Below are 22,340 nucleotides of genomic sequence, written 5' to 3' on the forward strand. Positions count from 1 at the left end.
CCGCGGAACACCGGCTGGTGTCATGTGTCTCTGGTCAGGAAGTCGAGGAGTATCTGGCGGCTGGTCTGGGAGGTGAGGCTGCCGTACGCGTCGTCGAAGGAGTGGTCGGCGAAGGGCAGTTCCTTGACCGTGGTGTCGACGCCTTCGGCGCGCAGCTCGGCGGCGAAGTCCCTGATGGTCTCGGGGCGGGCACTGCGGTCACGGTCGCCCACGACGAGCAGCGTGCGCTGCAGGCTCTTGCCTTCGCGCTTCGGGGGTCCGCCGGGCTCATGGGTGCCACGGGCGGTCATGGTTCGGTCGGTGAGCCCAGGCCGGTGAGGGCGCCGACCGGATCGAGGTCGGGGGTGCCTCGGGGCCACCAGTCGTCGTGGCCCGGTTCCGATTCGTACGCGTACCAGAGGCCGTCGTGGCCCAGGCGGAGCTGTATGTGCCCGCGGGGGTGGGTGAGGTGGTTGTGCCAGGGGCGGAAGGCGGGGAAGTCGGCGGCCAGGAGGAGGGGGCGGGCGCGGTCGAAGCGGCCTGCCGGCGGGTCCCAGGGTTCTTCGAGGACGGCGAGCCCTTCGAGTCCGCCCTGGCGCCAGGCGGCTACCGCGCGCGCCAGGTCGGCGGGGGTGCGGCCGGCGGCGGAGGCGAGGGACGCGTAGAGAGCGCGGGTGGTGGCGGTGAGGCCGGAGCCGGGGCGGGTGGCGGCGAGCCGGACGGCGTCCTGCCAGAGGGTCAGCTCCGCGACCGGGTCACGTCCCGTGGTGAGCAGCGCGTGCGCTCGGGTGGCCGCGTCGGTGGCCAGCTGGTCGAGGGCGAATGGGTCCGGGCCGCCTGGAGACGCCGGATAGGCGGGTGGCTGCTCGGGGTGCGCGGGCGGGGGCAACAGCTTTGGCAGGGGCGGGAGTTGGCGGGGTGCCAGGGCGTCACGTGCGCGTACGCCAGGGAGTTCGGGTTCCTTGCCTTCCCGGCCCTCCCGGCCTTCCTGGCTGTCCTGCCCCGCCTGGGCCGAGCGGGCGGCCAGGGTGGCGTTGCGGCGCGACAGCTCGTCCAGCAGCTCGCGCTCGCCTCGGCCGCGCAGCAGGAGCAGTACGAAGGGGTCTTCGTCCAGCAGCCGGGCCGTTTGGTAGCAGAGGGCGGCCGCGTGCTTGCAGGGGTGGCCGAAGTCGGGGCAGCTGCAGTGGGGTTCAAGGTCTCCGGGGCCGGGGAGCAGTTCGACCCCGCACTCGGTGAGCGACTGCGGCATGTCCTTGTCGAGCAACGCCGCGATGTGCCCCGGCCGTTCGGCTGCGGCGTCCAGGAACCGCTCCCAGTCCTCGTCCGCGAGCGTACGCATCCGGATCTGCACCCGGTACGGCCGCGGCCGGCTCCCGTGCACATACGCGAGCACAAGCCCGGGCGTGACGGTCACGGCATCCACGTGCCCCTTGCCCGCATACGCCCGCCCGCGACCAAGCCGCGCCGGATCAAGCGCCGCCTCCTCCAACGCCCGCACCCAGGCGTTGCCCCACCATGTCTCGGCGAACCCGTCCTCACCTGGTGGCCGCGGCGGCAGGGCGGGGAAGGTGCGGCGCAGGTCGGTGCCGTGGGATGGGAGTGTGGTGTTCGGGCGGGGGGCTTCGCCAGGCACGGAGCTGGAACGCGGCGCCGAAACGTCCGCGGCCGTCCGAAGTCCGGTGGGTCGCGTACGGGCGCCTCGGCCGACGGAACCGATGGCGGACGCGGGTGCCGCACTGGGTGGGATCGCTCGCCCGATGGGCGGAGGAGCGGACTCCGGGTTCGTCGCCGAGGAGGCAGCGTCGCTGGGAGCCGCCGCACTGCGGTCCGCTGTCCTCGGTGACGGTTCAGAGCGGGAAGGCCTTGGGTCGACGGGACGGCTCGGGCGACCAACTCCCTTGTCCCCCACGGCTGTACGGGACCGACTCGCACCGGTTCGGGCCGCGCGAAGCGCCTCGCGGGCCACATCACCGGGGCGCGGAGTACCGGAGGACCCGCCGCTGCCGGGCCGACCAACGTCGGGACGACCGGCATCGGGACGGTCACCCTCGGCACGGCGGGGGTCGGGACGGCCACCGTCGGCACGGCCGGCATCCGACGGCTCGGCCGTCGCACCGGAGCGCACGGCGCACCCAGTCCCCGCCGCTCCAGGCACCCCGTCACCGGTCGGCGGGGATGCCTCCGCCCCGCCTTCCACGCGAGACGTAGCGCCCGCGGCCCGACCGGACGCGGCTCGCAAAGCCTCACGCGCCACGTCCCCCGGACGAGGTCCCTTCGGCGGCGTCCGCCGCCGGGCGGGATTCGTCTCGGGGGCCGGACGATCCGTGCCCCGTGTCGACGGTCGCGCCTGAGGCGCGGCGGAGCCGTCCTCCTCCGAGTCGGCCCCGGAGTCCCCGGCCTCGCCACGCCGGGCAGCCCACAGGGCACGGCGGGCCACATCGCCAGGCCGGGCCTCACCAGATGAGGGCGACGGGTCCGGACGTACACCTTCGTGCGGCGGCTGCACCGACCGGCCCCGCTCAGAGGCCGTACTGCTCTCGGCGGAGTTGCCGCGCCCCGGCGACTCGTTGGGCTCGGCTGATGCGTTGGGGCCGGCTGACATCACGTCGACCTCCGGAGCGAGACCAGGTCCGACAGCTCGCGGTCGGTCAGCTCCGTGAGGGAGGCCTCGCCGGAGCCCAGGATCGCGTCTGCCAACGCCCGCTTGGACGCGAGCATTTCGGCGATGCGGTCTTCTACTGTGCCCTCGGTGATGAGGCGGTGGACCTGGACGGGTTGGGTCTGGCCGATGCGGTAGGCGCGGTCGGTGGCTTGTTCTTCGACTGCTGGGTTCCACCAGCGGTCGAAGTGGATGACGTGGCCTGCGCGTGTGAGGTTCAGGCCTGTGCCGGCCGCTTTCAGGGACAGGACCAGGACGGGCGTCGCCCCACTCTGGAAGCGGTCCACCATGTGTTCGCGCTCGGGCACCGGCGTACCGCCGTGCAACAGCTCGACCGGTACCGCCCTGGCCGCGAGATGGGAGGTGATCAGTCGCGCCATTCCCACGTACTGGGTGAAGACGAGCGCCGAACCGTCCTCGGCGAGCAGCGTGTCCAACAGCTCGTCCAGCAGGGCGAGTTTGCCGGATCGGGCGGCGAGCCGGTCGCCGGCCTTCGGTGAGGCGTCCTTCGGCAGGACGTCCTCCTTCAGGTACAGCGCGGGGTGGTCGCAGATCTGCTTCAGCGCACCCAGCAGCTTCAGCACCAGGCCGCGGCGGGCGATGCCGTCCGTCGTCTCGATCGCGAGCATGGACTCGCGGACCACCGCCTCGTAGAGCGCGGCCTGTTCACGGGTCAGCGGGACGGGATGGTCCGTCTCCGTCTTCGGCGGCAACTCGGGGACGATCCCGGGGTCGGACTTCTTGCGGCGCAGCAAGAAGGGGCGGATCAGGCGTGCGAGGCGGGACACGGCCTCCTCGTCCTCGCCGTTCTCCACCGCGCGCGCGTGCCGGGCGCGGAAGGACTTCAGCGGGCCGAGGAGTCCGGGGGTCGTCCAGTCGAGCAGAGCCCAGAGTTCGGAGAGGTTGTTCTCCACGGGTGTCCCGCTCAGGGCGACTCTGGCGGGCGCGGGGATGGTCCGCAGGGCCTTCGCGGTGGCCGAGTACGGGTTCTTGACGTGCTGCGCCTCGTCCGCGACGACCATGCCCCACCGCTGCTGGGCGAGCCTGGCCGCCCCGGACCGCATCGTCCCGTACGTGGTGAGGACGAAGCCGCCGTCCAGGTCGTCCAGGGTCCGGCCCGGTCCGTGGTAGCGGCGGACGGGGACGCCCGGGGCGAACCGGTTGATCTCCCGCTGCCAGTTGCCCAGCAGCGAGGCCGGGCAGACGACCAGGGTCGGCTCGCGGCGCGCACGCTTCAGGTGAAGGGCGATGACAGTGACGGTCTTGCCGAGCCCCATGTCGTCGGCGAGGCAGCCGCCGAGGCCGAGCGAGGTCATGAGCTCGAGCCAGGCCAGCCCACGCAGTTGGTAGTCCCGCAGCGTCGCCGTCAGACCGGCGGGCGGCTCGGCGGGCCGCACCCCCGCCGTCAACCGGTCACGCAACGCTGCCAGCGCGCCGACCGGCACCGCCTCGACCGTCTCCCCGTCGACCTCCGCGCTGCCGGTGAGCGCGGCGGAGAGCGCGTCGACCGGGTCGAGCAGCCCCAGTTCGCGTTTACGCGCCTTGCGGACGAGGGCCGGATCGACGAGCACCCACTGGTCCCGCAGCCGTACGACCGGCCGGTGCGCCTCGGCCAGCGCGTCCATCTCGGCCTCGCTGAGCGGATCGCCACCGAGCGCCAACTGCCAGCGGAACTGGAGCAGTTCCTCGCTCTCGAAGAACCCCGTACCGTCCGTCGCCGAGCCGGGCGCCGGACGCACCACCGCCGAGGCGCTCAGGTCCTGGGCGAGGTCACGGGGCCAGTGCACGGCGACTCCGGCCGCGCCGAGACGGGTCGCCGCGACGCCGAGCAGATCGGACAACTCGTCCTCGGACAACGCCAGTACATCCGGCACGTCCTGCTCCGACAGCCGGTCAAGCGGCGGCCACACGCGCGCCGCGCGCCGCACAGCCAGGGCGGCATCCACACGCGCGCGAGGCCCGAACGTCCCGTCGGCCTCCCCCGCCCACAGAGCCGCGGCGTCGACGACAAGGGTGGGGTCGGCGAGGCTGTGCACCTGGACTACGGCCGCACCCGCCCGCCGCACCGCCTCACCGTCGCCGTTGCCACTGTCGCGGTCGCTGTCGTCGAAGAGGTCGTACGCGGACAGGTCCAGGCGCAGCGAGATCCGTACGCCCGCGTCCATGCCCGCCGCGACCTCCGCCGCCCAGTCCCGGGCGTCCGGCAGCCGCTGCGGCTCGCGCGCGGCGAAGGGTTTCCCGACGGCGTACGGCGCGGCCTCGGTGCGCGGCAGCGTGTCGGCGACGGCGTCGAGGAAGGCACGCATCAGCGCTTCCGGGTCGGGCAGTTGGAGGGGGCCCCGACCAGGGAGAGGTACCGCATGGCCCTCGTACGGGAGGGCCGCCGCCACCGCTCTCAAGTGCGCGATGTCGTCCGGATCCAGCGGCCCGGCGCGCCAGGCGTCATAGCCGTCCCGCGTCAGTCCGGGCAGCAGTCGCCCGCGCGCGAGGAGCCGCAGCGCGTGCAGCGCGGCCGCGCCCCAGCAGGCCGTGGCGGGATGTGCCGCCGGGTCCCGCCGAGCCCGTACGAGCAAGGGCAACGCCTCGCCGACCGTGAGGGTCAGGGCGGGCGCCGGTCCCCGCCTGACTCCCGCACCGTGCCGCCGTACGACCGTCAGCTCGCTCTGCTCGCCCTCCGGCAGCGGCCCGCCGTCCGGATCCCAGAAGGCGAAGCGACCGTCTCGTGGCAGCCCGGCCGGGAGAAAGACGGCAGCGAGCCGAACCGGCACCGCGGTCCGCGCGGCTTCCTCCACGCGCCGCCCCTCGACTTCCGCCACGCTCATACTCCCCGCCACCTCCCTCACCCACGTCGCACCAGACCGACCGGCCGCGGCACCCGTCGGACCAGTCGGATCACTCGTCTTCGACTGTACGGGCCGGGTCTGACATTCGGGCCCGGCGGCCGAACCGGCAGGTCAGGAACAGGTCAGGAAGGTGAGGGATGCCAAGGGGTGAGTAGGGTCAGGGCGTCGTTCTGGCGACCACGTACACCATGGGATGGCCGGGCCTCGACCAGTTCACGACCATGTCCAGGGTCGGGGTCGGGTTCTTCCGCGCGCGGGTGAGGCCCGACCAGGGGCCGGGTGTCGTGAAGTCCCAGTCGACGATGTTCCGGTGCCGGGCGCTGATGGGAAAGTCGTCCTTCTCCAGGGCGGCGCGGCTGGTGCCGACGTTCTTGAGGAAGGTGTCGAGGCCGTCGTTGCTGGTGAGGAACTGGACGTACAGCCGACTCGTCCGCCAGTTGTTCGTCTCGTAGTACGCGACCTCCTTCGAGCCCGGCGGAATCGGCACGTTGTAGAGACGGCGCTGGACCCGCGAGGGCCACTCATGGGTGAGGCCCCTGGCGGCGTACTTCTCCTCTTTGGTCCTGCCGCTGTCACGGCTCTGGTTGGCGGAGATCACCAGATAGCCGGCCGGGATGCCGATCAGCAGCACGATGATCAGCAGCGTCAGGGCGCGGCGGCGGATCATGTGGCCGCGGCCCTCGGACGGGCGCGGCTCGTCGGGCGACGGCGTCTGGTTGGGCAGCGAGGTGGTCGTCACAGCGACCCCTGCGTCGTACGGCGCGACTGCACATACCGCTCGTATCGCTCATAGCGCTCCACCCTGCGCCGATTGGCGCGCCGGAAGCGGCGGGCGACGAGCCGGGCGAGATCGGCGGCGCCGACCATGCCGGCCTCGGGGCCGAGCTGGGCGCGGGCGACACGGGCCTCGGGGCGGTAGCCGCGGCCCGTCAGATGGCGTCGGAAGGCGTCCCGCGCGGGGCCGATCAGCAGGTCGTCGGCCGCCGAGACGCCGCCGCCGATGACGAAGCAGGAGGGGTCGAGCGCGGCGGCCAGGTTCGCGATGCCGACGCCGAGCCACTGGCCGATGTCCTGGAGCAGTTCGACGCACATCGCGTCGCCCTCACGGGCCAGCTCGGTGATCATCGGGCCGGTGATCTCGGAGATGTTGCCCTTGACGTGCTCGATGATGCCGTACGCCACCGGGGAGTCGGCGGCGGCGAGTTCGCGGGCCTCGCGCACCAGCGCGTTGCCGGAGCTGTACTGCTCCCAGCAGCCGCGGTTGCCGCAGGGGCAGCGATGGCCGCCGGGTACGACCTGCATATGGCCGAACTCCCCCGCCACACCGAACTTTCCGCGCTTGACCTGCCCGTCCTCGAGGATCGCGCCGCCGATACCCGTACCCAACGTGATCATGACCAGATGGTCCTCACCGCGGCCCGCGCCGAAGCGCCATTCCGCCCAGGCGGCGGAGTTGGCGTCGTTGTCGACGAGGACGGGCACGGCGAGACGCCCGGAGATCCGGTCCCTCAGCGGCTCGTTGCGCCACGACAGGTGGGGCGCGAACAGGACGCGGTTGCGGTCGGCGTCGACCCAGCCGGCCGCGCCGATGCCGACCGCGTGCACGTCGTGCCGGTCCGAGAGGTCCAGGACCAGTTCGACGATGGTGTCCTCGACGACCTTGGGGCTCTTGGACTTGTCGGGCGTCTCGGTGCGGACCTTCTCGAGGATGTTGCCGTCCGCGTCGACGACACCCGCCATCACCTTCGTACCGCCGATGTCGATGCCGACGGTGGGGACGCGGGGAGCCGTCAGATGCGATCGGCGCTCGCGCGTGCCGACGGTCCGCAGGACGGTGGCCCTTGCGGAGCCGCGGTGTGCGAGGGCTAGGTCGCGGTAGGTGCTCATCGCGCCGATTCTGCCGTACGCTGGCGCTCGCTTGCACGGGGAGGCCCTTCGCTTCGCTTGGGCTCGCCCGGAGGGCTGCAGGTTGATTCGCAGGTCACGGTGCGTTGTGGCTGGTCGCGCAGTTCCCCGCGCCCCTATGGGGCGCCTCCTTGTGGGGCGGAGGAAGTAAGTCACTCGGGGAAAGCGCGCCCCTGGAGAAGCGGGACCCTCACGGGCGTACCAGCAGCTGGAACTCGAACGAATAGCGCGACGCCCGGTACGTATGTGTGCCGTACTCCACGGCCCGCCCCGTGTCGTCGAACGTGGTGCGTTGCATGGTCAGGAGGGGGGCGCCCTCTGGTTCGCCCAGGCGGTCCGCCTCCACCACGGTGGCGGCTCGGGCTCCTACCGTCTGGCGGGCGCTGTGCAGGGTGATGCCCGCGGCTCGCATCAGCCGGTACAGGCCGGTGGCCTCCAGCTGGGAGCTGTCCAGGTCCAGGAGGCCGGGTGGCAGGAAGTTGCAGAGGTAGGCCATCGGCTCGCCGTGGGCCAGGCGCAGGCGTTCCACTCGGTGTACGTCGCTGCCCTCGGCCACCGCGAGGGCGGCGGCGATCTCGGCCGACGCGGGGACGACGGTGTTGACGAGGACCCGGGTCGCCGGGCGCTGGCCTGCAGCCTCCAGGTCGTCGTACAGGCTGCTCAGCTCCAGCGGGCGCTTGACCTGGCTGTGCACGACCTGGGTGCCGACGCCTCGGCGGCGTACGAGGAGGCCCTTGTCGACGAGGGACTGGATGGCCTGGCGGACCGTCGGCCGGGACAGGCCGAGCCGCGCGGCGAGCTCGATCTCGTTGCCGAGCAGGCTGCCGGGCGTCAGCTCGCCGTGCTCGATCGCCGCCTCGAGCTGTTGGGACAGCTGGAAGTACAACGGCACCGGACTGCTCCGGTCGACGCTGAGCTGGAGCGTCACGGTCGGATCCACTTCTGGTTTGGGCACGGGGCGAGCGTAGCTCTGGTAAATGATGACGGGAAGTTGTGAAGTCCGATTGTCAGGACAAAGCTTGACAGGGGGCTGGTTTCAGCCGCAGGTTGTTCCCATGCGCATCGGACTTATCGGAACGGGTCGTATCGGTACATTCCACGCGACGGCCCTCAGTCGGCACCGTGAGGTCGGTGGCTCCCTCATCGTCACCGACGCCGATACCGCCCGGGCCCGTGGGCTCGCGGACCGCCTTGGCGCCACGGCGGCTCCCGGCGTCGACGAGATCTTCACCTGGGGCGTGGACGCCGTCGTCATCACCACGGCCACGTCGGCCCACGCCGAACTGATCGGTCGGGCAGCACGCGCGGGGCTCCCGGTGTTCTGCGAGAAGCCCATCGCCGTCGATCTGCCGGGCACGCTCAACGCGATCGCCGAGGTCGAGGCGGCCGGAACGATCCTGCAGATGGGCTTCCAGCGCCGCTTCGACGCGGGCTACGCCGCCGCGCGTGAGGCGGTGCGCTCGGGCAGCCTCGGGCGGCTGCACACCGTACGGGCGATGACGTCCGACCAGGCGCCGCCCCCGGCCGCGTATCTCCCGCTGTCGGGCGGCCTGTACCGGGACTGCCTGGTGCACGACTTCGACATCCTGCGCTGGATCACGGGCCATGAGATCACCCACGTGTACGCGATGGGCTCGGACGCCGGGCCCGCGATGTTCCGCGAGGCGCACGACATCGATACGGCCGCGGCCGTCCTCACCCTGGACGACGGCACACTCGCCACGGCGACCGCGACCCGGGTGAACGGCGCCGGTTACGACGTACGCATGGAACTGGCCGGCGAGCTGGACCAGATAGGGGTCGGCCTGGACGATCGCACACCGATCGCCTCCACAGAGCCGACCGGCCCGCCGCCCGCGACCAAGCCGTGGACCGGCTTCCTGGAACGCTTCGCGCCCGCGTACGAAGCGGAAATGCACGCCTTCGTCGAGGTCGTACGCGGCGAGCGGCCCAACCCGTGCGACGGCCGGGAGGCGCTGCAGGCCCTCCGGATCGCGGAGGCCTGCGAACTCTCGCGGCACGAGCGCCGGTTGGTGTCGCTGGCGGAGATCCCGGGCGGCGAGGGCTGACAACGCGCGCCCTAGTGACCGTCGCCCTCCAAGAGCCCTGCGTCGTACGTCAACAGCGCGATCTGTACGCGGTTGTTGAGGTCCAGCTTGGCGAGGATGCGGGACACGTGGGTCTTGACGGTGGCGACGCTCATGAACAGTTCGCGGGCGATCTCGGCGTTCGAGTGGCCTTGGCCGACGGCGACGGCCACTTCGCGTTCGCGGTCGTTGAGTGCGGCGACTCGGGTGCGGGCGGTCGTGCGCCGGGTGTCCGGGCCGCTGCCGCCCGCCGCGTGTTCCATCAACTGGCGGGTGACGGCGGGAGAAAGCACGGGGTCGCCTGCCGCGACACGGCGTACGGCCTCAAGGATGTCCCCTGGGGGCGTGTCCTTGAGTACGAATCCGGCGGCGCCCGCTCGTAGCGCCCTCAGGACCTGCTCGTCGGCGTGAAAGGTGGTCAGCACGACGACCTGCGGCGCGTCCTTGCGCTCCCTGAGCCGTTCCGTGGCGGCGAGTCCATCCACGGTCGGCATGCGGATGTCCATGAGCACCACATCGGGGCGGGTCCGCTCGACGAGTTCCTCCACCTCGCTCCCGTCGGCGGCCTCCCCCACGATCTCGAGATCATCGGCACCGCCCATCATGAAGGCCAGCCCGGCGCGCACCAGCGGGTCGTCGTCGACGAGGAGCAGACGGATCGGAGTCATGGCCTCACGTAATCATGAACTGGGCGCTCTTATGGGGGCGTTGAGTGGGCGTGGTCAACCCAGCGCCTAGCCGCCCGAGCCCCAAGGCAACCACGCCGACACCTCGAACCCTCCATCCCCCACCGGCCCATGCGAAAGCCGGCCCCCCGCCAACATCGCCCGCTCCGTCAAGCCGATCAACCCCTGCCCGGATCCGGGCACCAGCGGCACCTCCCCCGGTGGAGCCGGATTGCGTACCGACACGGTGAGTCCCGAACCCGCCGCCCCCGTAACGGACACCGTCACCTCCGCTCCAGGCGCATGCTTGCGCGCATTGGTCAGCCCCTCCTGGGCGATCCGATACGCGGTACGCCCCACGGAGGCGGGCACCGAGCCGGCATCGGCAACCCGGTTGTCGAGGCTCACCTTCATCCCGGCTTCACGCGACTCGGAGACCAGCGATTCCAGCGCCCCGAGCGTCGGTTGAGGCCGGCCGGGCTCCCCCGACTCCGCGCCCGCGGGCCCGGACCGCAGCACCCCGATGATCTCCCGCAGGTCCTGCAACGCCTCGTGCGCACTCTCCCGGATGACCCCGGCAGCCCGGGCCACCTCCTCCCGAGGCGCATCGGGCCGGAACTCCAACGCCCCCGCATGCACACTCAGCAACGTCAGCCGATGGGCCAGTACGTCATGCATCTCCCGCGCGATCCCCTCCCGGGCCAGCCGCTGCGCCTGCTCGGCACGGAGCGCGGCCTCGGTCTCGGCCCGCCGGGCACGGTCCCGCAGGCTCAGCAGGAGTTGGCGGCGGGAGCGGGCGTACATGCCCCAGCCGATGACCGCGACGGTGAGCAGCACCGAGACGAGCACCGCCCCGAGGTAGCCGAGATCAGGGTCGGGCCGCAACCAGAACAGGAGTGGGGCCACCGCGATCGTGGCGGCGCCGACCCAGGCGACGTACTTGAAGGGTCGGTGCACAGCGAGCGTGAACAGCGCGACCAGGCCCGCCCCGCCCGACGTGAGCGAGACGACGCCGACGGGGACCAAGGCCACGGCGAGGCCGACCGGCCAGCGGCGGCGCAGCCAGACCGCGGCACAGGCAAACGCACCGATCCACTGGTCGGCGACCTCCAGCGCGTACGGGAGGTCGGGGGCCTGGGGCAGGGTGTCAGCGATGAGCAGGCCGACGGTCACGGCCAGCAGGAAGGCGGCGAAGTCCACGACCCAGTCCCGCACGGTACGCCGGGGCCGTCCCGTCCGCCCGACGCGCGCCACCCGGTCGGGGTCGATCTCGACGGCGACCGCCGAGGGCAGCCAGCGCCGCCCGGGCAGCGGCCCCGGAGCGGACCCCGGCTCCGGCGTCAGCCCCGCCTTTCTTTGTCCCGCTCGCGGCCCGGCTCCCGGTCCCGCCCCCGTCGTACGCTCGTCACCGCTCACGGTCGACAAATCTACGCATCCACAGCCACCCACACCGCCCCTCTGCGCACGATCGCCGACCAAAGTCGCGCAACCGCAGACTTTCGGCGCGACACCTCCGAGCGGACTCAAGACTTCCGTCGGACATGCCGCGCCTCGCGGCCGATGAATATAGGAGGTCAGCGGGGCGAGGATCGCGCCATGAAGCAGGTTCTGGAGTTTCTCGGCGTGATCGCCTTCTTGCAGGGCGCGGCCGGCCTGGTGCACGAGTTCACGGACTGGGACATCGGTCTCGTACAGCGGATCGGTTTCCTCGACGACTACGAGATCTATGCGAGCGTCGCGCTGCTGGTGCTGTCGTTCGCCCTGTTCGCGTTCGCCGAGAGCCGGAAATCCGGGTGATGACGCAATGGCATCCAGACCTCAGGGGACCGTTGCGCAACAGGTTAACTTCCCGAAAACACCTCGGACTTGATGGCAAATCTTCGAACTTGACGTTGACATGCCACTCTCTACGCGCGTCATCATGAAGCCATGAGATTCCCCCCACGAATCACTCGCATCGGCGCAGCGGCCGCCGTCCTGTCCGGCCTCCTCGTAGGAGGCGCCGTCACCGCGAACGCCGCGGAAACCTCCCCCACGGCAGTCGGCAACATCTGCTACGACAACCTGCCGCCCCAGGCACACGACACGCTGGACCTGATCGAGCAGGGCGGTCCCTACCCCTTCCCGCAGGACGACAGCGTGTTCCAGAACCGGGAAGGCATCCTCCCCAGCCAGTCCACCGGCTACTACCACGAGTACACAGTGATCACGCCTGGTTCCTCCGACCGCGGTGCCCGTCGCATCGTCACCGGTGAGGAGCACCAGGAGGACTACTACACCGCTGACCACTACGAGTCGTTCAAGCTGGTCGACTACAGCTGCTGACCGGCCCGTACGAGCGAACCGGCAGACCGCAACAACAGCCACAACTCCAGAGCAAGACCCTCGCCCCGCGGCACCCCCACTCTCATCGGCCGCGGGGCGAGGTGCGTCCGGCCGCGGTCCGGCGCCGCTCGCCCGTCACTCCTCGGGCTACCAGGGCGCGAGCGCGGCATCGACCGCCGCGGCCGGCGTGTCACTTGGAACGGTCAGGCGAAGGTTCCGGAAGGAGCACGATGTCGAAGCGCACTCGGGACCAGCTCTGCCCGGGCAGATCGCGTCCGTCGGGGGTGGGCGTGCCGGCCGCCTGTCGTTCGAAGCGCTTGACGAGGGAGTCCTTGACGCCGAACACGGCATCGGAGTCCAGCAGTTGGTCGCCCTCCACGAAGATATGGGTGACGAGGGTACGCAGGCCCGGTGCGGTGGCCATGAAGTGCAGGTGGGACGCGCGCAGGGGCGAGCGCCCGGTCTCCTCGAGCAGACGGCCCACAGGCCCGTCGTGGGGAATGGGGTACGGCGTCGGAGTCAGCCCCCAAAAGGCATAACGGCCCTGGTCGTCGGTGTACAGGTGGGCGCGGCCCGCCGTGTGGCCGTCGTCGTACTGGACGTCGTACAGGCCGTCCTCGTCCGCCTCCCACACCTCCAAGCGCGTGCCCGGCACCGGGTTGCCGTCGGTGTCCGTGACAGTGCCCTCGACCCAGCAGGGTTCTCCCGGGGCGCCGAAGGCCATGTCGCCTCCCAGGGGGATCTCCGGAGAGCCCTCCACGAAGAACGGACCGACCACCGTGGCCTCCGTGGCGCCGGCGGACGCCTCGTTGTTCATGTTGATGGTCTGCATGGAGGCGCCGAGAACGTCGGACAGCAGGATGAACTCCTGACGATTGTCGTTGGTGATGTGGCCGGCCGCGGTGAGGAAGTCGATGGCGTGCTGCCACTCCGCCTCGGTGAGGCGCACCTCGCGCAGGAACGCGTGCAGATGTCGCACCAGGGCCTCCATCAGCTGCTTGAGCCGGGGATCCGGGGCGTTCCGGAAGGATGCGAGCACGGTCTGTACCAACTCGTCCTCGACCTGGCGCTGTTGGTCGTCCGTGGTGACGGTCATGGTGTGGTTCCTTCCGTCGTCGGCGTGCGGGTTCGTGAGCGGCTTCATGACATGGGCACCTCCTCGGCGTCGTAGCCGTAGATCCAGCCGTTGCCCACCAGGGGGTCGGAGCCGGCGAGGGCCGTGTCGCGGGCCTGTTGTTCGGGGCCGTCGGGCAGGTGGTTGAGATCGCGGCGGGCATGGCTGATCTGCTGGAGGCGGGTGGTGCGTTCGATGCGTACGGCCTCGTACTGCTTCAGCGCCTGCTCGGGATCGTCGGCCGATGCGGCCAGGCAGCGTGCCAGCACCGCGGCGTCCTCGATGGACTGGGCCGCGCCCTGGGCGAAGAAGGGGAACATGGGATGCGCGGCATCTCCGAGCAGGGTGGCCCGGCCCCGGCTCCAGTGCCGCAGCGGCGCCCGGTCCAGCAGGGCCCAGCGGCCGGGGACACCACCGGCGGCGATGAGGTCCGTAACCCTCGGGTCCCAGCCGGCGAATTCGGCGTGGAACTCCTCGATCGTGGCCGTCGCGCTCCACGACTCGTCCGTGTAGTCCCCGGCGGGGGCGAAGGCGACGACATTGACGGCCCGTCCGCCGTTGATCGGGTAGTGCACGAAGTGCCGTCCCGGCCCGAGCCAGAGGGTCTGGGCGGAGCGCAGGGCGAAGTCGGGGGCGGCGTCGGCGGGCACGATGGTGCGGAAGGCGCAGATGCCGGAGTACGCCGGTGGTGCGGGATCGGCGATCGTGCCCCGGACGACGGAGTGCACGCCGTCGGCGCCGATCACAACGTCCGCCTGTACGCGGCTGCCGTCGGCGAAGCGCAGTTGCACACCGTGCGGGTTCTCATCGATCGAGGTGCACCGGGCGCCCAGGCGGATCCAGTCGCCGGGCACAGCCGACTTGACGGTCTCCAGCAGGTCGGCCCGATGGACGACGTACGTACGCTCGCCATAGAGCCGCTCACACACGCCGCTCAGCTTCTCCACCGACAGCACCCTGCCGTCCGCCCAGCGGCGGAACTCCCAGCCCCAGTCCAGCGGCACGGCCCTGCGCAACAGTCGCTCCATGACGCCGAGGCGCCGCAGCAGTCGTACGGCATTGGGGGCGACGACGAGTCCGGCGCCGACCTCGCCGAGCGCGGGTGCCTGCTCGTAGACGGTGGCGGTCAGTCCCGCCCGGCGCAGGAAGGCCGCGGCGGCCAGACCGCCGATGCCGCCTCCGACAACGGCGATCCGCGGGCCTGGCACCTGCGCGGGCATGGATCCACTCCTCTGCTTCGAGGGCAAGCGTCGTCCTGCTGACGCTTGGATCCTTGCCGACACCTCGGCAGCGCCGAAAGCGCTACGTCCATTCAATGAACACATCTGGCCAAACTGACCAGGAGCATCGGCACGGGTCGAGAGATCACACGGCGCTACGCGGCGTCCGGCGGCAGCTCGTACGAGCCGTACTGCGGGCGCCCTGCCAGCTCATACGTGTGGATGGCGACCCCCGTGCTCGTGACGCGCGCCTCGGTGTGCGTGAACGCGGTCGGTACGGCGCCCTCGGCGAGGAGGCGGCGGCCGGTGCCGAGTACGACGGGGAAGGTCAGCAGGTGCACCGTGTCGACCAGGTCGTGCGCCAGGAGGGACTGGGCGAGGGCGCCGCTGCCGTGGACCTGGAGCTCGCCGTCGGTGTTCTCCTTGATCGCGGTGACTTCCTTGGCGAGGTCGCCGCGGACGATCGTGGTACCGGCCCAGTCGGCCTGCGTCAGGGTCGACGAGACGACGTACTTGGGCAGGGAGTTGAGCTTGCTCGCGACCGGGTTGCCCGGGTCGGTGACCCTGGGCCAGTGCGCGGCGAAGATCTCGTACGTACGGCGCCCGAGCAGGAACGCGCCCACCCGGCCGAAGACCTCGTCGATGAACCGTCCGAAGTCCTCATCGCCGTACGGAACGCTCCAGCCGCCGTGCTCGAAGCCGTCGCGGGTGTCCTCGTTGGGACCGCCGGGGGCCTGGTAGACGCCGTCGAGGGTGACAAAGCTGGTGAGACTGAGCTTGCCCATGATGACTGCCTTCCGTGGAGGGAGGTGATGTCTCTGTCATCAGTTCAGACCGCTCCTGGGCCCGCAACTCATCGGTCCGTGGGTCAATCGCCCCCGCCCGTCAGCCCTCAACCTCCCGAAGCCGCCCCCGCAGCTCCGCCATCCCCTCCTCCGTCAGCGACCCGAACAGCCGCAGTCGCGAGATACCCCCGTCCGGGAAGATGTCCACGCGCGCGTGGGTGCCCACGGTCGGCGTGGGCAGGACGAAGCGGTGGTTCGTGTCCGGCTGGAGACGGGTGCGGGGCAGGATGTCCGTCCAGTCGCCGGTCTCGGTGTCCCGTACCGACACCGAGGCCCAGCCCGCCGAGTTGCCCTTCAGATACGCCGTGTCGATCTCGATCGCCCGGATCTCGGAGCGAGCCACGAGCCGGTAGCGGATCCAGTCGTGGCCCGTGTCGCGGCGGCGGCGCGTCTCCCAGCACTCGTGCATCGCGCGGGACCGGCCCGGCTGGATGGTGTTGGTGGCGGGCGAGTAGAAGAGGTTGGAGGCGTCCTCGGCCTGGCCGCCGTTCTCCAGGGCCACGACGTCGAAGGTGCCGAGCACGGACAGCCACTCGGGGTCCGGAACCACCTCGCCGTGCACGCGCAGGCGGGCGATGCCCCCATCAGGATGCTGATTGACGCGCAGGTGCGTGAAGCGCTGCTCCAGAGCGACGTCGAAGCCGTTGGCCGCGTGGCCGCCAACGGCCGTACGGGGCACGAGAGTTGTCCACTTCACGTCATCCGACAGCAGTTCCTCCGGCGAGGGGGAGCCGGGCACCGAGACACCCTCGACCGACACCGCCTGCGGATAGTTGCCACGGAAGTGCGCCGTGTCGACGACGATGCCGCGTACGACACCGGGGGCGCCGAGCCTTACCAGCGCCCAGTCGTGGTCCTCGGCCGTGGGCCACGGATGCTCGGCGGAGGCGCCCCGGCGGCGCCGTGTCTCCCAGCCGTCCATGATCTTGCCCTTGTGCCCGAAGCGCTCGGGGTCGAACTCGGCGCGCTCGGGCACGAGCAGATTCTCGCGCTGGGCGAAGAACTCGTCGTTGGCGGCGATGACACCGGCACCGAGCTGCCGGTCGGCGAGGTTGGCGTAGCGCGTGAAGGGAAAGTCGGCGGTGCGGTAGTCCGCGTACGGGTCGCCGCCCCCGTACGGGCTCGCGTCGCCGGTGAAACGAGCCACAGGGGATTCATGCTGCGCCGTCACGGTGATCAGTGGTTCCTCTCGAGAAGTCGGCCGGCGGGTTCGCCGAACTCGCCGTCGGCGACGATGCGTTCGCCGCGCAGCCAGGTGGACTTGACGACGCCGTGCAGGGTCCGGCCCGCGTACGCCGTGACCCGGTTGCGGTGGTGCAGCGCGGCGGGGTCGACGGTGAAGGTCTCCTCGGGCGCGAGGACCGCGAAGTCGGCGTCGCGGCCGGCCTCGATGGCGCCCTTCTGGGAGAGTCCGGCCAGTTCGGCGGGGCGCGCGGACATCCAGCGGACGACGTCCTCGAGGGACCGGCCTCGCCTACGGGCCTCGGTCCAGATCGCCGAAAGGCCCAGCTGGAGCGAGGAGATGCCGCCCCAGGCGGTGGCGAAGTCGGCGGTCTTGAGGTCGGCGGTGGAGGGCGAGTGGTCGGACACGATGCAGTCGATCGTGCCGTCGATCAGGCCCTGCCACAGCGCGTCCTGGTTGGCCGCCTCGCGGATCGGCGGGCAGCACTTGAACTCGCTTGCCCCGTCCGGGACTTCCTCGGCCGTGAGCGTGAGGTAGTGCGGACAGGTCTCTACGGTCAGCCGTACGCCCTCCCGTTTGGCGGTGGCGATCAGCGGCAGCGCGTCGCTGGAGGAGAGGTGCAGCACGTGCACGCGCGCGTGGAGGCGTCCCGCCTGCGCGATGAGCTGGGCGATGGCGGTGTTCTCGGCGTCGCGCGGCCTGGAGGCGAGGAAGTCGGCGTAGTTGCCGCCGCTCTTCTGGGGGGCGGCGGCGAGCTGGTTCGGGTCCTCGGCGTGCACGATCAGCAGGCCGTCGAAGCCCGCGATCTCGGCCAGCGCACGGGCGAGTTGCTCTTGGTCCAGCTCGGGGAACTCGTCGACTCCGGAGGGCGAGAGGAACGCCTTGAAGCCGAAGACTCCGGCGTCGTGCAGCGGGCGCAGGTCTTTGACGTTGTCGGGCAGGGCACCGCCCCAGAAGCCGACGTCGATATGGGCCTTGGACCGGGCGACGTCCTTCTTGGTACGAAGGTGGGCGACCGTCGTGGTCGGGGGAAGGGAGTTGAGCGGCATGTCGATCAGCGTCGTGATGCCGCCGGCCGCCGCGGCGCGGGTGGCGGTCCAGAAGCCCTCCCACTCCGTGCGGCCAGGGTCGTTGACGTGCACGTGGGTGTCGACGAGACCGGGCAGCAGGACGTCGTCGCCGAAGTCCTCCAGCCGTGCTCCAGGCGGCACTTCAGCGTCGTACGGCAGTACGTCCGTGATCTTGCCCTCCGCGACCGCGACCGAGGCGGCGCATGTCCCTTCGGGAGTGATGACGCGCGTCGAGCGCAGGATCAGTTCGCCGCGCCTCTCGCCCTGTCCTTCGCTCGATCCGTGGTCGGACACCCGGGCCCCTCTCAGCCGTGCTGTTCCGCGCTGCCGTTTTCTTCCGCCTCTTCCGCATTGCGAAATTCAACGTTATGTTGAAGAAGTCTTCACCGCAGGCTCCACCTCGTCAAGAGCACACCCTCCGCCTGGAATCTTCCATAAAGCGGAATTGCGCTTTCATTGAGCAGAACGTAGTTATCCACAGCCGGTCCGTCAACCAACTGACCGGCCGATAGGCTGCTTCTCCTGCCGGACCTGAAAGGAACGCCCCGTGCCGACGTCCAGCGACAGCGACGCCCCCGCGGATGCCTCCGCCTCGAAGAACTCCGCACCCAGCGGTGGCGTCCAGTCCCTCGAGCGCGCCTTCGACCTGCTGGAGAGAATGGCGGACGCGGGCGGCGAGGTGGGCCTCAGCGAGCTCTCCGTGAGCAGCGGGCTGCCGCTGCCGACGATCCACCGGCTGATGCGCACGCTGGTGGCCTGCGGTTACGTACGCCAGCAGGCCAACCGCCGCTATGCGCTCGGCCCCCGCCTGATCCGCCTCGGCGAGTCCGCGTCCCGGCTGCTCGGCACCTGGGCCCGGCCCTACCTGGCGCGCTTGGTCGAGGAGACCGGCGAGACGGCGAACATGGCGCTGCTCGACGGCGACGAGATCGTGTACGTCGCGCAGGTCCCGTCCAAGCACTCGATGCGGATGTTCACCGAGGTCGGCCGCCGGGTGCTGCCGCACTCCACCGGCGTCGGCAAGGCCCTGCTCGCCCACCTCCCGGCGAACGAGGTACGCGCCCTGCTGTCCCGTACGGGCATGCCGGCCGCCACGGACAAGACGATCACGTCACCGGACGCGTTCCTCACCGCACTGGAAGAGGTACGCCGCTCCGGATACGCGGTGGACGACAACGAGCAGGAGATAGGCGTCCGCTGCCTGGCGGTCTCCGTCCCCAACTCACCCACCGCGGCGGCGATTTCCATCTCCGGCCCGGCAGGCCGCGTAACGGAGGCGATGACGGAGAAGACGGTGCCGGTGCTGCAGCAGATCGCGGTGGAACTGTCGGAGGCGCTGGCAAGCTCAGGGCCAAGCGCCCCGTAAGGGGCGCGGGGCTGCATCAAGGTGCGGCTCCGCCGCGTGAGGCCTCCGGCCCGAGCCCCTTGACCGGTTGTGTGTCGACTGCGGGCCCGTCGTGGCTGGTCGCGCCCCGCGGCGGAGCCCCTAATGTCACAGCCCCGCGCCCCTGAAAAGCCTGCGACTGCCCGCACCCAAGAAACGAACCCAACCGCCCCAACCGCCGGAGGCAGTGGCGCTCAGCGCCGGGGAGGCTCCCCGAACATCTCCACCGCGCTGCGCACCTCCCGCAAGCCGGGCGCCAGCGCGCTCACGGAGCCGATGGACCCGGCGATCAACAACAGCGAGCGGCGCAGCCGCGGAACCTCGGGCACGCCACTGACCGTCATCGCGGCAAGCGCCGCCAGCTCGTCCTCCGCGATCCCGCGATCCGGGAACTCGGCAGGATGCGCGGCAAGTTCGCGGCGCAAGCGGGACACCGCGGTCCTGAGCTCCGCCACCCTCGGATCCTCGTCGCTGCCGGTCACTGACCTCTGCCCCAAGCTCCGCAACACAGCTCTCCCCCCTCGCACTCCTTCGTGCGCCGGACGTACGTACTGCTTCCGTCGAACACCCCGTGGCGTTGGTCAGGCACCGGGGACCGCGGGCCAGTAAACGCCACCCGCAGCGGTGGGCGCCACTCCGAGGACCGAAATTCAGTCCACCGAGACCATGAACTCGCCGGAGCGTCAGGTATGCAAGAGAGATGACAGCGAAACGGGACCAGGTGGCGGGCCTGCTACTCGCGGCAGGCGGCGGCCGCCGGCTCGGCGGGCGCCCCAAGGCGCTGCTCGAACACCGAGGCCGTCCCCTCGTCGAGTACGCGGCGGGGGTGCTCCGTGCAGGCGGCTGCACCCAAGTGCACGTAGTCCTGGGGGCGCAGGCGGACCTGGTCCGCGCGACGGCCGCACTGCCCGGCTGCGTGCTCGTCGAAAACGCCCAGTGGGAGGAGGGCATGGGCTCCTCCCTGCGCGCCGGGCTCGACTCCCTGGCCGGAACAGGGGCGCAGGCCGCCCTGGTGTCCCTCGTCGACCAGCCCGGCATCGGGCCGGAGGCGGTGGCCCGCGTGCTCGCCGCGTACGCCTCCGAGGCATCGCTCGCGGCAGCCTCGTACAACGGTGTACGCGGGCACCCGGTGCTGTTCGGTGCCGAGCACTGGCCCGGTATCAGCGCGACTGCGGTCGGGGACCGCGGGGCACGCGCCTACCTGAAGGCGCACGACGACGCGATCACGCTCGTCGAGTGCGGTGATGTGGCGCAGGCGTACGACATCGACACGGAGGACGACCTGATCCACTTGGAGTGAGTGACGTGCCACCCACAGCCGCCAACGGCCGCCCAGCATTGAACTTCCACTATGAGGAAATTAGTATCCACTGGCATCCAGTGCCGCCGTGTACTGAAGTCAGCTCGCTGAAGGAAGTGACAGCTCATGTCCGCACCAGCGCCCTCCCCGCTGGCCATCGTCGACGCCGAGCCTCTGCCCCGGCAGGGTGAGGTCCTGACGGACGCCGCGCTCGCCTTCGTGGCCGAGCTGCACCGGCGGTTCACGCCCCGGCGTGACGAGCTCCTCGTGCGTCGTGCCGAGCGACGCGCCGAGATCGCCCGTACCTCCTCGCTCGACTTCCTCCCCGAGACCGCCGCCATCCGGGCCGACGACTCCTGGAAGGTGGGCCCGGCCCCCGAGGCCCTGAACGACCGCCGCGTCGAGATCACCGGACCCACCGACCGCAAGATGACCATCAACGCCCTCAACTCGGGCGCCAAGGTCTGGCTCGCGGACTTCGAGGACGCCTCGGCGCCCACCTGGGAGAACGTGGTCCTCGGCCAGCTCAACCTCACCGACGCGTACGAGCGCCGTATCGACTTCACCTCCCCCGAGGGCAAGTCGTACGCCCTGAAGCCGGCCGAGGAGCTGGCGACGGTCGTGACGCGCCCGCGCGGCTGGCACCTCAACGAGCGCCATCTGGTGGACAGTTCGGGCACACCGGTGCCGGGCGCGCTCGTCGACTTCGGGCTGTACTTCTTCCACAACGCGCAGCGCCTGCTCGACCTCGGCAAGGGCCCGTACTTCTACCTCCCCAAGACAGAGTCGTATCTGGAAGCTCGCCTCTGGAACGAGGTGTTCGTCTTCGCGCAGGACTACGTCGGCATCCCGCAGGGCACCATCCGCGCCACCGTCCTCATCGAGACGATCACGGCGGCGTACGAGATGGAGGAGATCCTGTACGAACTCCGCGACCACGCCTCGGGGTTGAACGCGGGCCGCTGGGACTACCTCTTCTCCATCGTGAAGAACTTCCGTGACGGCGGGCCGAAGTTCGTCCTGCCGGACCGCAACGCGGTGACGATGACCGCCCCGTTCATGCGCGCCTACACCGAACTCCTCGTCCGCACCTGCCACAAGCGCGGGGCGCACGCGATCGGCGGCATGGCGGCGTTCATCCCCTCGCGGCGCGACGAGGAGGTCAACAAGGTCGCCTTCGAGAAGGTCAAGGCCGACAAGGACCGTGAGGCGCGGGACGGCTTCGACGGGTCCTGGGTCGCCCACCCGGACCTGGTGCCGATCGCGATGGCCTCCTTCGACGCGGTGCTCGGCGAGAAGCCGAACCAGAAGGACCGGCTGCGCGAGGACGTCGACGTCAAGGCCGCCGACCTGATCGCCGTCGACTCCCTCGAAGCCAAGCCGACGTACGCGGGCCTGGTCAACGCCGTCCAGGTCGGCATCCGCTACATCGAGGCCTGGCTGCGCGGCATGGGCGCGGTCGCCATCTTCAACCTCATGGAGGACGCGGCCACCGCCGAGATCTCCCGCTCCCAGATCTGGCAGTGGATCAACGCGGGGGTGGAGTTCGAGAACGGTGAGAAGGCGACGCCGGAGCTGGCCCGCAAGATCGCCGCCGAGGAACTGGCCGCCATCCGCGCCGAGTTGGGCGACGAGGCCTTCGCGGCCGGCAACTGGCAGCAGGCCCACGACCTGCTCCTGAAGGTGTCGCTGGACGAGGAGTACGTGGACTTCCTGACGCTGCCCGCGTACGAGCAGCTCACCGGCTGAGTCAGCGCGAAG

The 22,340-nt window shown here is 70.7% G+C and carries 20 protein-coding genes; 6 read left to right on the plus strand and 14 right to left on the minus strand.

Translation table 11 applies throughout. The features are described from left to right. Positions 1 to 20: 20 nt before the first annotated feature. From ACQEVY_RS09040 to ACQEVY_RS09065, 6 genes are all read right to left on the minus strand, one after another. Positions 21 to 290, minus strand: coding sequence for a hypothetical protein (locus ACQEVY_RS09040; RefSeq protein ID WP_432946636.1), 270 nt, complete (start codon positions 288 to 290; stop codon positions 21 to 23). Continuing rightward, the gene (locus ACQEVY_RS09045; protein ID WP_432946638.1) at positions 287 to 2,581 is read right to left on the minus strand and encodes an SWIM zinc finger family protein; all 2,295 of its coding nucleotides are present in this window, start codon (positions 2,579 to 2,581) and stop codon (positions 287 to 289) included. Before ACQEVY_RS09045 ends, ACQEVY_RS09040 begins: the two co-directional genes overlap by 4 nt. Further along, positions 2,581 to 5,460 (minus strand): SNF2-related protein, encoded by a 2,880-nt coding sequence (locus tag ACQEVY_RS09050; protein WP_432946640.1) that lies wholly within the window; start codon positions 5,458 to 5,460, stop codon positions 2,581 to 2,583. Before ACQEVY_RS09050 ends, ACQEVY_RS09045 begins: the two co-directional genes overlap by 1 nt. Positions 5,461 to 5,638: 178 nt before the next feature. Then, positions 5,639 to 6,220 carry a sugar kinase gene (locus ACQEVY_RS09055; RefSeq protein ID WP_432946642.1) on the minus strand — a complete coding sequence of 194 codons (582 nt, stop codon included), beginning with the start codon at positions 6,218 to 6,220 and terminating at the stop codon, positions 5,639 to 5,641. Then, positions 6,217 to 7,368, minus strand: a complete 1,152-nt coding sequence (locus ACQEVY_RS09060) for an ROK family glucokinase (RefSeq protein ID WP_432946644.1) — start codon at positions 7,366 to 7,368, stop codon at positions 6,217 to 6,219. Before ACQEVY_RS09060 ends, ACQEVY_RS09055 begins: the two co-directional genes overlap by 4 nt. 208 nt (positions 7,369 to 7,576) lie before the next feature. Then, a complete protein-coding gene (locus ACQEVY_RS09065; protein ID WP_432955127.1) occupies positions 7,577 to 8,314 on the minus strand; it encodes a GntR family transcriptional regulator in 738 nt (245 codons plus the stop codon). Between the two features lie 127 nt (positions 8,315 to 8,441). Between ACQEVY_RS09065 and ACQEVY_RS09070 the strand changes: the two genes are divergently transcribed. Beyond that, on the plus strand, positions 8,442 to 9,455 hold the full coding sequence (locus ACQEVY_RS09070; RefSeq protein ID WP_432946646.1) for a Gfo/Idh/MocA family protein: 1,014 nt from the start codon (positions 8,442 to 8,444) through the stop codon (positions 9,453 to 9,455). An 11-nt stretch (positions 9,456 to 9,466) separates the two neighbouring features. Here the strand turns inward: ACQEVY_RS09070 and ACQEVY_RS09075 are convergent, their stop codons facing one another. Both ACQEVY_RS09075 and ACQEVY_RS09080 read right to left on the minus strand, forming a co-directional pair. Next, a complete protein-coding gene (locus ACQEVY_RS09075) occupies positions 9,467 to 10,141 on the minus strand; it encodes a response regulator (RefSeq protein WP_432946648.1) in 675 nt (224 codons plus the stop codon). 66 nt (positions 10,142 to 10,207) lie between these two features. After that, positions 10,208 to 11,482 carry a histidine kinase gene (locus ACQEVY_RS09080; protein ID WP_432955128.1) on the minus strand — a complete coding sequence of 425 codons (1,275 nt, stop codon included), beginning with the start codon at positions 11,480 to 11,482 and terminating at the stop codon, positions 10,208 to 10,210. Positions 11,483 to 11,734: 252 nt separating this feature from the next. Between ACQEVY_RS09080 and ACQEVY_RS09085 the strand changes: the two genes are divergently transcribed. Continuing rightward, complete coding sequence (locus tag ACQEVY_RS09085; protein WP_432946650.1) at positions 11,735 to 11,935, plus strand: hypothetical protein; 201 nt, start codon at positions 11,735 to 11,737, stop codon at positions 11,933 to 11,935. 132 nt (positions 11,936 to 12,067) lie between these two features. Then, positions 12,068 to 12,463, plus strand: a complete 396-nt coding sequence (locus ACQEVY_RS09090) for a ribonuclease domain-containing protein (RefSeq protein ID WP_432946652.1) — start codon at positions 12,068 to 12,070, stop codon at positions 12,461 to 12,463. 190 nt (positions 12,464 to 12,653) lie between these two features. Here the strand turns inward: ACQEVY_RS09090 and ACQEVY_RS09095 are convergent, their stop codons facing one another. From ACQEVY_RS09095 to allB, 5 genes are all read right to left on the minus strand, one after another. Beyond that, positions 12,654 to 13,559 carry an intradiol ring-cleavage dioxygenase gene (locus ACQEVY_RS09095; protein ID WP_432955130.1) on the minus strand — a complete coding sequence of 302 codons (906 nt, stop codon included), beginning with the start codon at positions 13,557 to 13,559 and terminating at the stop codon, positions 12,654 to 12,656. Between the two features lie 44 nt (positions 13,560 to 13,603). Further along, positions 13,604 to 14,797, minus strand: coding sequence for an FAD-dependent monooxygenase (locus ACQEVY_RS09100; RefSeq protein WP_432946654.1), 1,194 nt, complete (start codon positions 14,795 to 14,797; stop codon positions 13,604 to 13,606). Between the two features lie 155 nt (positions 14,798 to 14,952). Next, positions 14,953 to 15,582, minus strand: a complete 630-nt coding sequence (locus ACQEVY_RS09105) for a dihydrofolate reductase family protein (RefSeq protein ID WP_432946656.1) — start codon at positions 15,580 to 15,582, stop codon at positions 14,953 to 14,955. A 100-nt stretch (positions 15,583 to 15,682) separates the two neighbouring features. Continuing rightward, on the minus strand, positions 15,683 to 16,813 hold the full coding sequence (alc, locus tag ACQEVY_RS09110) for an allantoicase (RefSeq protein ID WP_432946658.1): 1,131 nt from the start codon (positions 16,811 to 16,813) through the stop codon (positions 15,683 to 15,685). A 5-nt stretch (positions 16,814 to 16,818) separates the two neighbouring features. After that, positions 16,819 to 18,189 carry an allantoinase AllB gene (allB, locus tag ACQEVY_RS09115; protein WP_432946660.1) on the minus strand — a complete coding sequence of 457 codons (1,371 nt, stop codon included), beginning with the start codon at positions 18,187 to 18,189 and terminating at the stop codon, positions 16,819 to 16,821. A gap of 253 nt (positions 18,190 to 18,442) precedes the next feature. Here allB and ACQEVY_RS09120 point away from each other — a divergent pair, with 253 nt between their 5' ends. Beyond that, positions 18,443 to 19,261 carry an IclR family transcriptional regulator gene (locus ACQEVY_RS09120; protein WP_328767689.1) on the plus strand — a complete coding sequence of 273 codons (819 nt, stop codon included), beginning with the start codon at positions 18,443 to 18,445 and terminating at the stop codon, positions 19,259 to 19,261. 212 nt (positions 19,262 to 19,473) lie between these two features. Here the strand turns inward: ACQEVY_RS09120 and ACQEVY_RS09125 are convergent, their stop codons facing one another. After that, positions 19,474 to 19,788, minus strand: coding sequence for a DUF5955 family protein (locus tag ACQEVY_RS09125; protein ID WP_432946662.1), 315 nt, complete (start codon positions 19,786 to 19,788; stop codon positions 19,474 to 19,476). 191 nt (positions 19,789 to 19,979) lie between these two features. On the opposite strand from ACQEVY_RS09125, the gene ACQEVY_RS09130 reads away from it, so the two are divergent. Beyond that, positions 19,980 to 20,579: a nucleotidyltransferase family protein gene (locus ACQEVY_RS09130; RefSeq protein ID WP_432946664.1), complete on the plus strand. Its 600-nt coding sequence runs from the start codon at positions 19,980 to 19,982 to the stop codon at positions 20,577 to 20,579. Positions 20,580 to 20,705: 126 nt separating this feature from the next. Beyond that, complete coding sequence (gene aceB / locus ACQEVY_RS09135; protein WP_432946666.1) at positions 20,706 to 22,328, plus strand: malate synthase A; 1,623 nt, start codon at positions 20,706 to 20,708, stop codon at positions 22,326 to 22,328. Positions 22,329 to 22,340: the final 12 nt, after the last annotated feature.

The sequence above is a fragment of the Streptomyces sp. CA-288835 genome, assembly GCF_050936385.1.
In the GTDB taxonomy this organism is placed as follows: Bacteria; Actinomycetota; Actinomycetes; order Streptomycetales; family Streptomycetaceae; genus Streptomyces.

What these genes read in the sequence shown, in the direction of transcription:
- ACQEVY_RS09060 (WP_432946644.1), bottom strand. Translation starts at nt 7,368, where the DNA reads ATGAGCACCTACCGCGACCTAGCCCTCGCACACCGCGGCTCCGCAAGG.
- aceB (WP_432946666.1), top strand. Translation starts at nt 20,706, where the DNA reads ATGTCCGCACCAGCGCCCTCCCCGCTGGCCATCGTCGACGCCGAGCCT.
- ACQEVY_RS09050 (WP_432946640.1), bottom strand. Translation starts at nt 5,460, where the DNA reads ATGAGCGTGGCGGAAGTCGAGGGGCGGCGCGTGGAGGAAGCCGCGCGG.
- ACQEVY_RS09085 (WP_432946650.1), top strand. Translation starts at nt 11,735, where the DNA reads ATGAAGCAGGTTCTGGAGTTTCTCGGCGTGATCGCCTTCTTGCAGGGC.
- ACQEVY_RS09075 (WP_432946648.1), bottom strand. Translation starts at nt 10,141, where the DNA reads ATGACTCCGATCCGTCTGCTCCTCGTCGACGACGACCCGCTGGTGCGC.
- ACQEVY_RS09100 (WP_432946654.1), bottom strand. Translation starts at nt 14,797, where the DNA reads ATGCCCGCGCAGGTGCCAGGCCCGCGGATCGCCGTTGTCGGAGGCGGC.
- ACQEVY_RS09070 (WP_432946646.1), top strand. Translation starts at nt 8,442, where the DNA reads ATGCGCATCGGACTTATCGGAACGGGTCGTATCGGTACATTCCACGCG.
- ACQEVY_RS09130 (WP_432946664.1), top strand. Translation starts at nt 19,980, where the DNA reads ATGACAGCGAAACGGGACCAGGTGGCGGGCCTGCTACTCGCGGCAGGC.
- ACQEVY_RS09045 (WP_432946638.1), bottom strand. Translation starts at nt 2,581, where the DNA reads ATGTCAGCCGGCCCCAACGCATCAGCCGAGCCCAACGAGTCGCCGGGG.
- ACQEVY_RS09090 (WP_432946652.1), top strand. Translation starts at nt 12,068, where the DNA reads ATGAGATTCCCCCCACGAATCACTCGCATCGGCGCAGCGGCCGCCGTC.
- ACQEVY_RS09040 (WP_432946636.1), bottom strand. Translation starts at nt 290, where the DNA reads ATGACCGCCCGTGGCACCCATGAGCCCGGCGGACCCCCGAAGCGCGAA.
- ACQEVY_RS09095 (WP_432955130.1), bottom strand. Translation starts at nt 13,559, where the DNA reads ATGACCGTCACCACGGACGACCAACAGCGCCAGGTCGAGGACGAGTTG.
- ACQEVY_RS09105 (WP_432946656.1), bottom strand. Translation starts at nt 15,582, where the DNA reads ATGGGCAAGCTCAGTCTCACCAGCTTTGTCACCCTCGACGGCGTCTAC.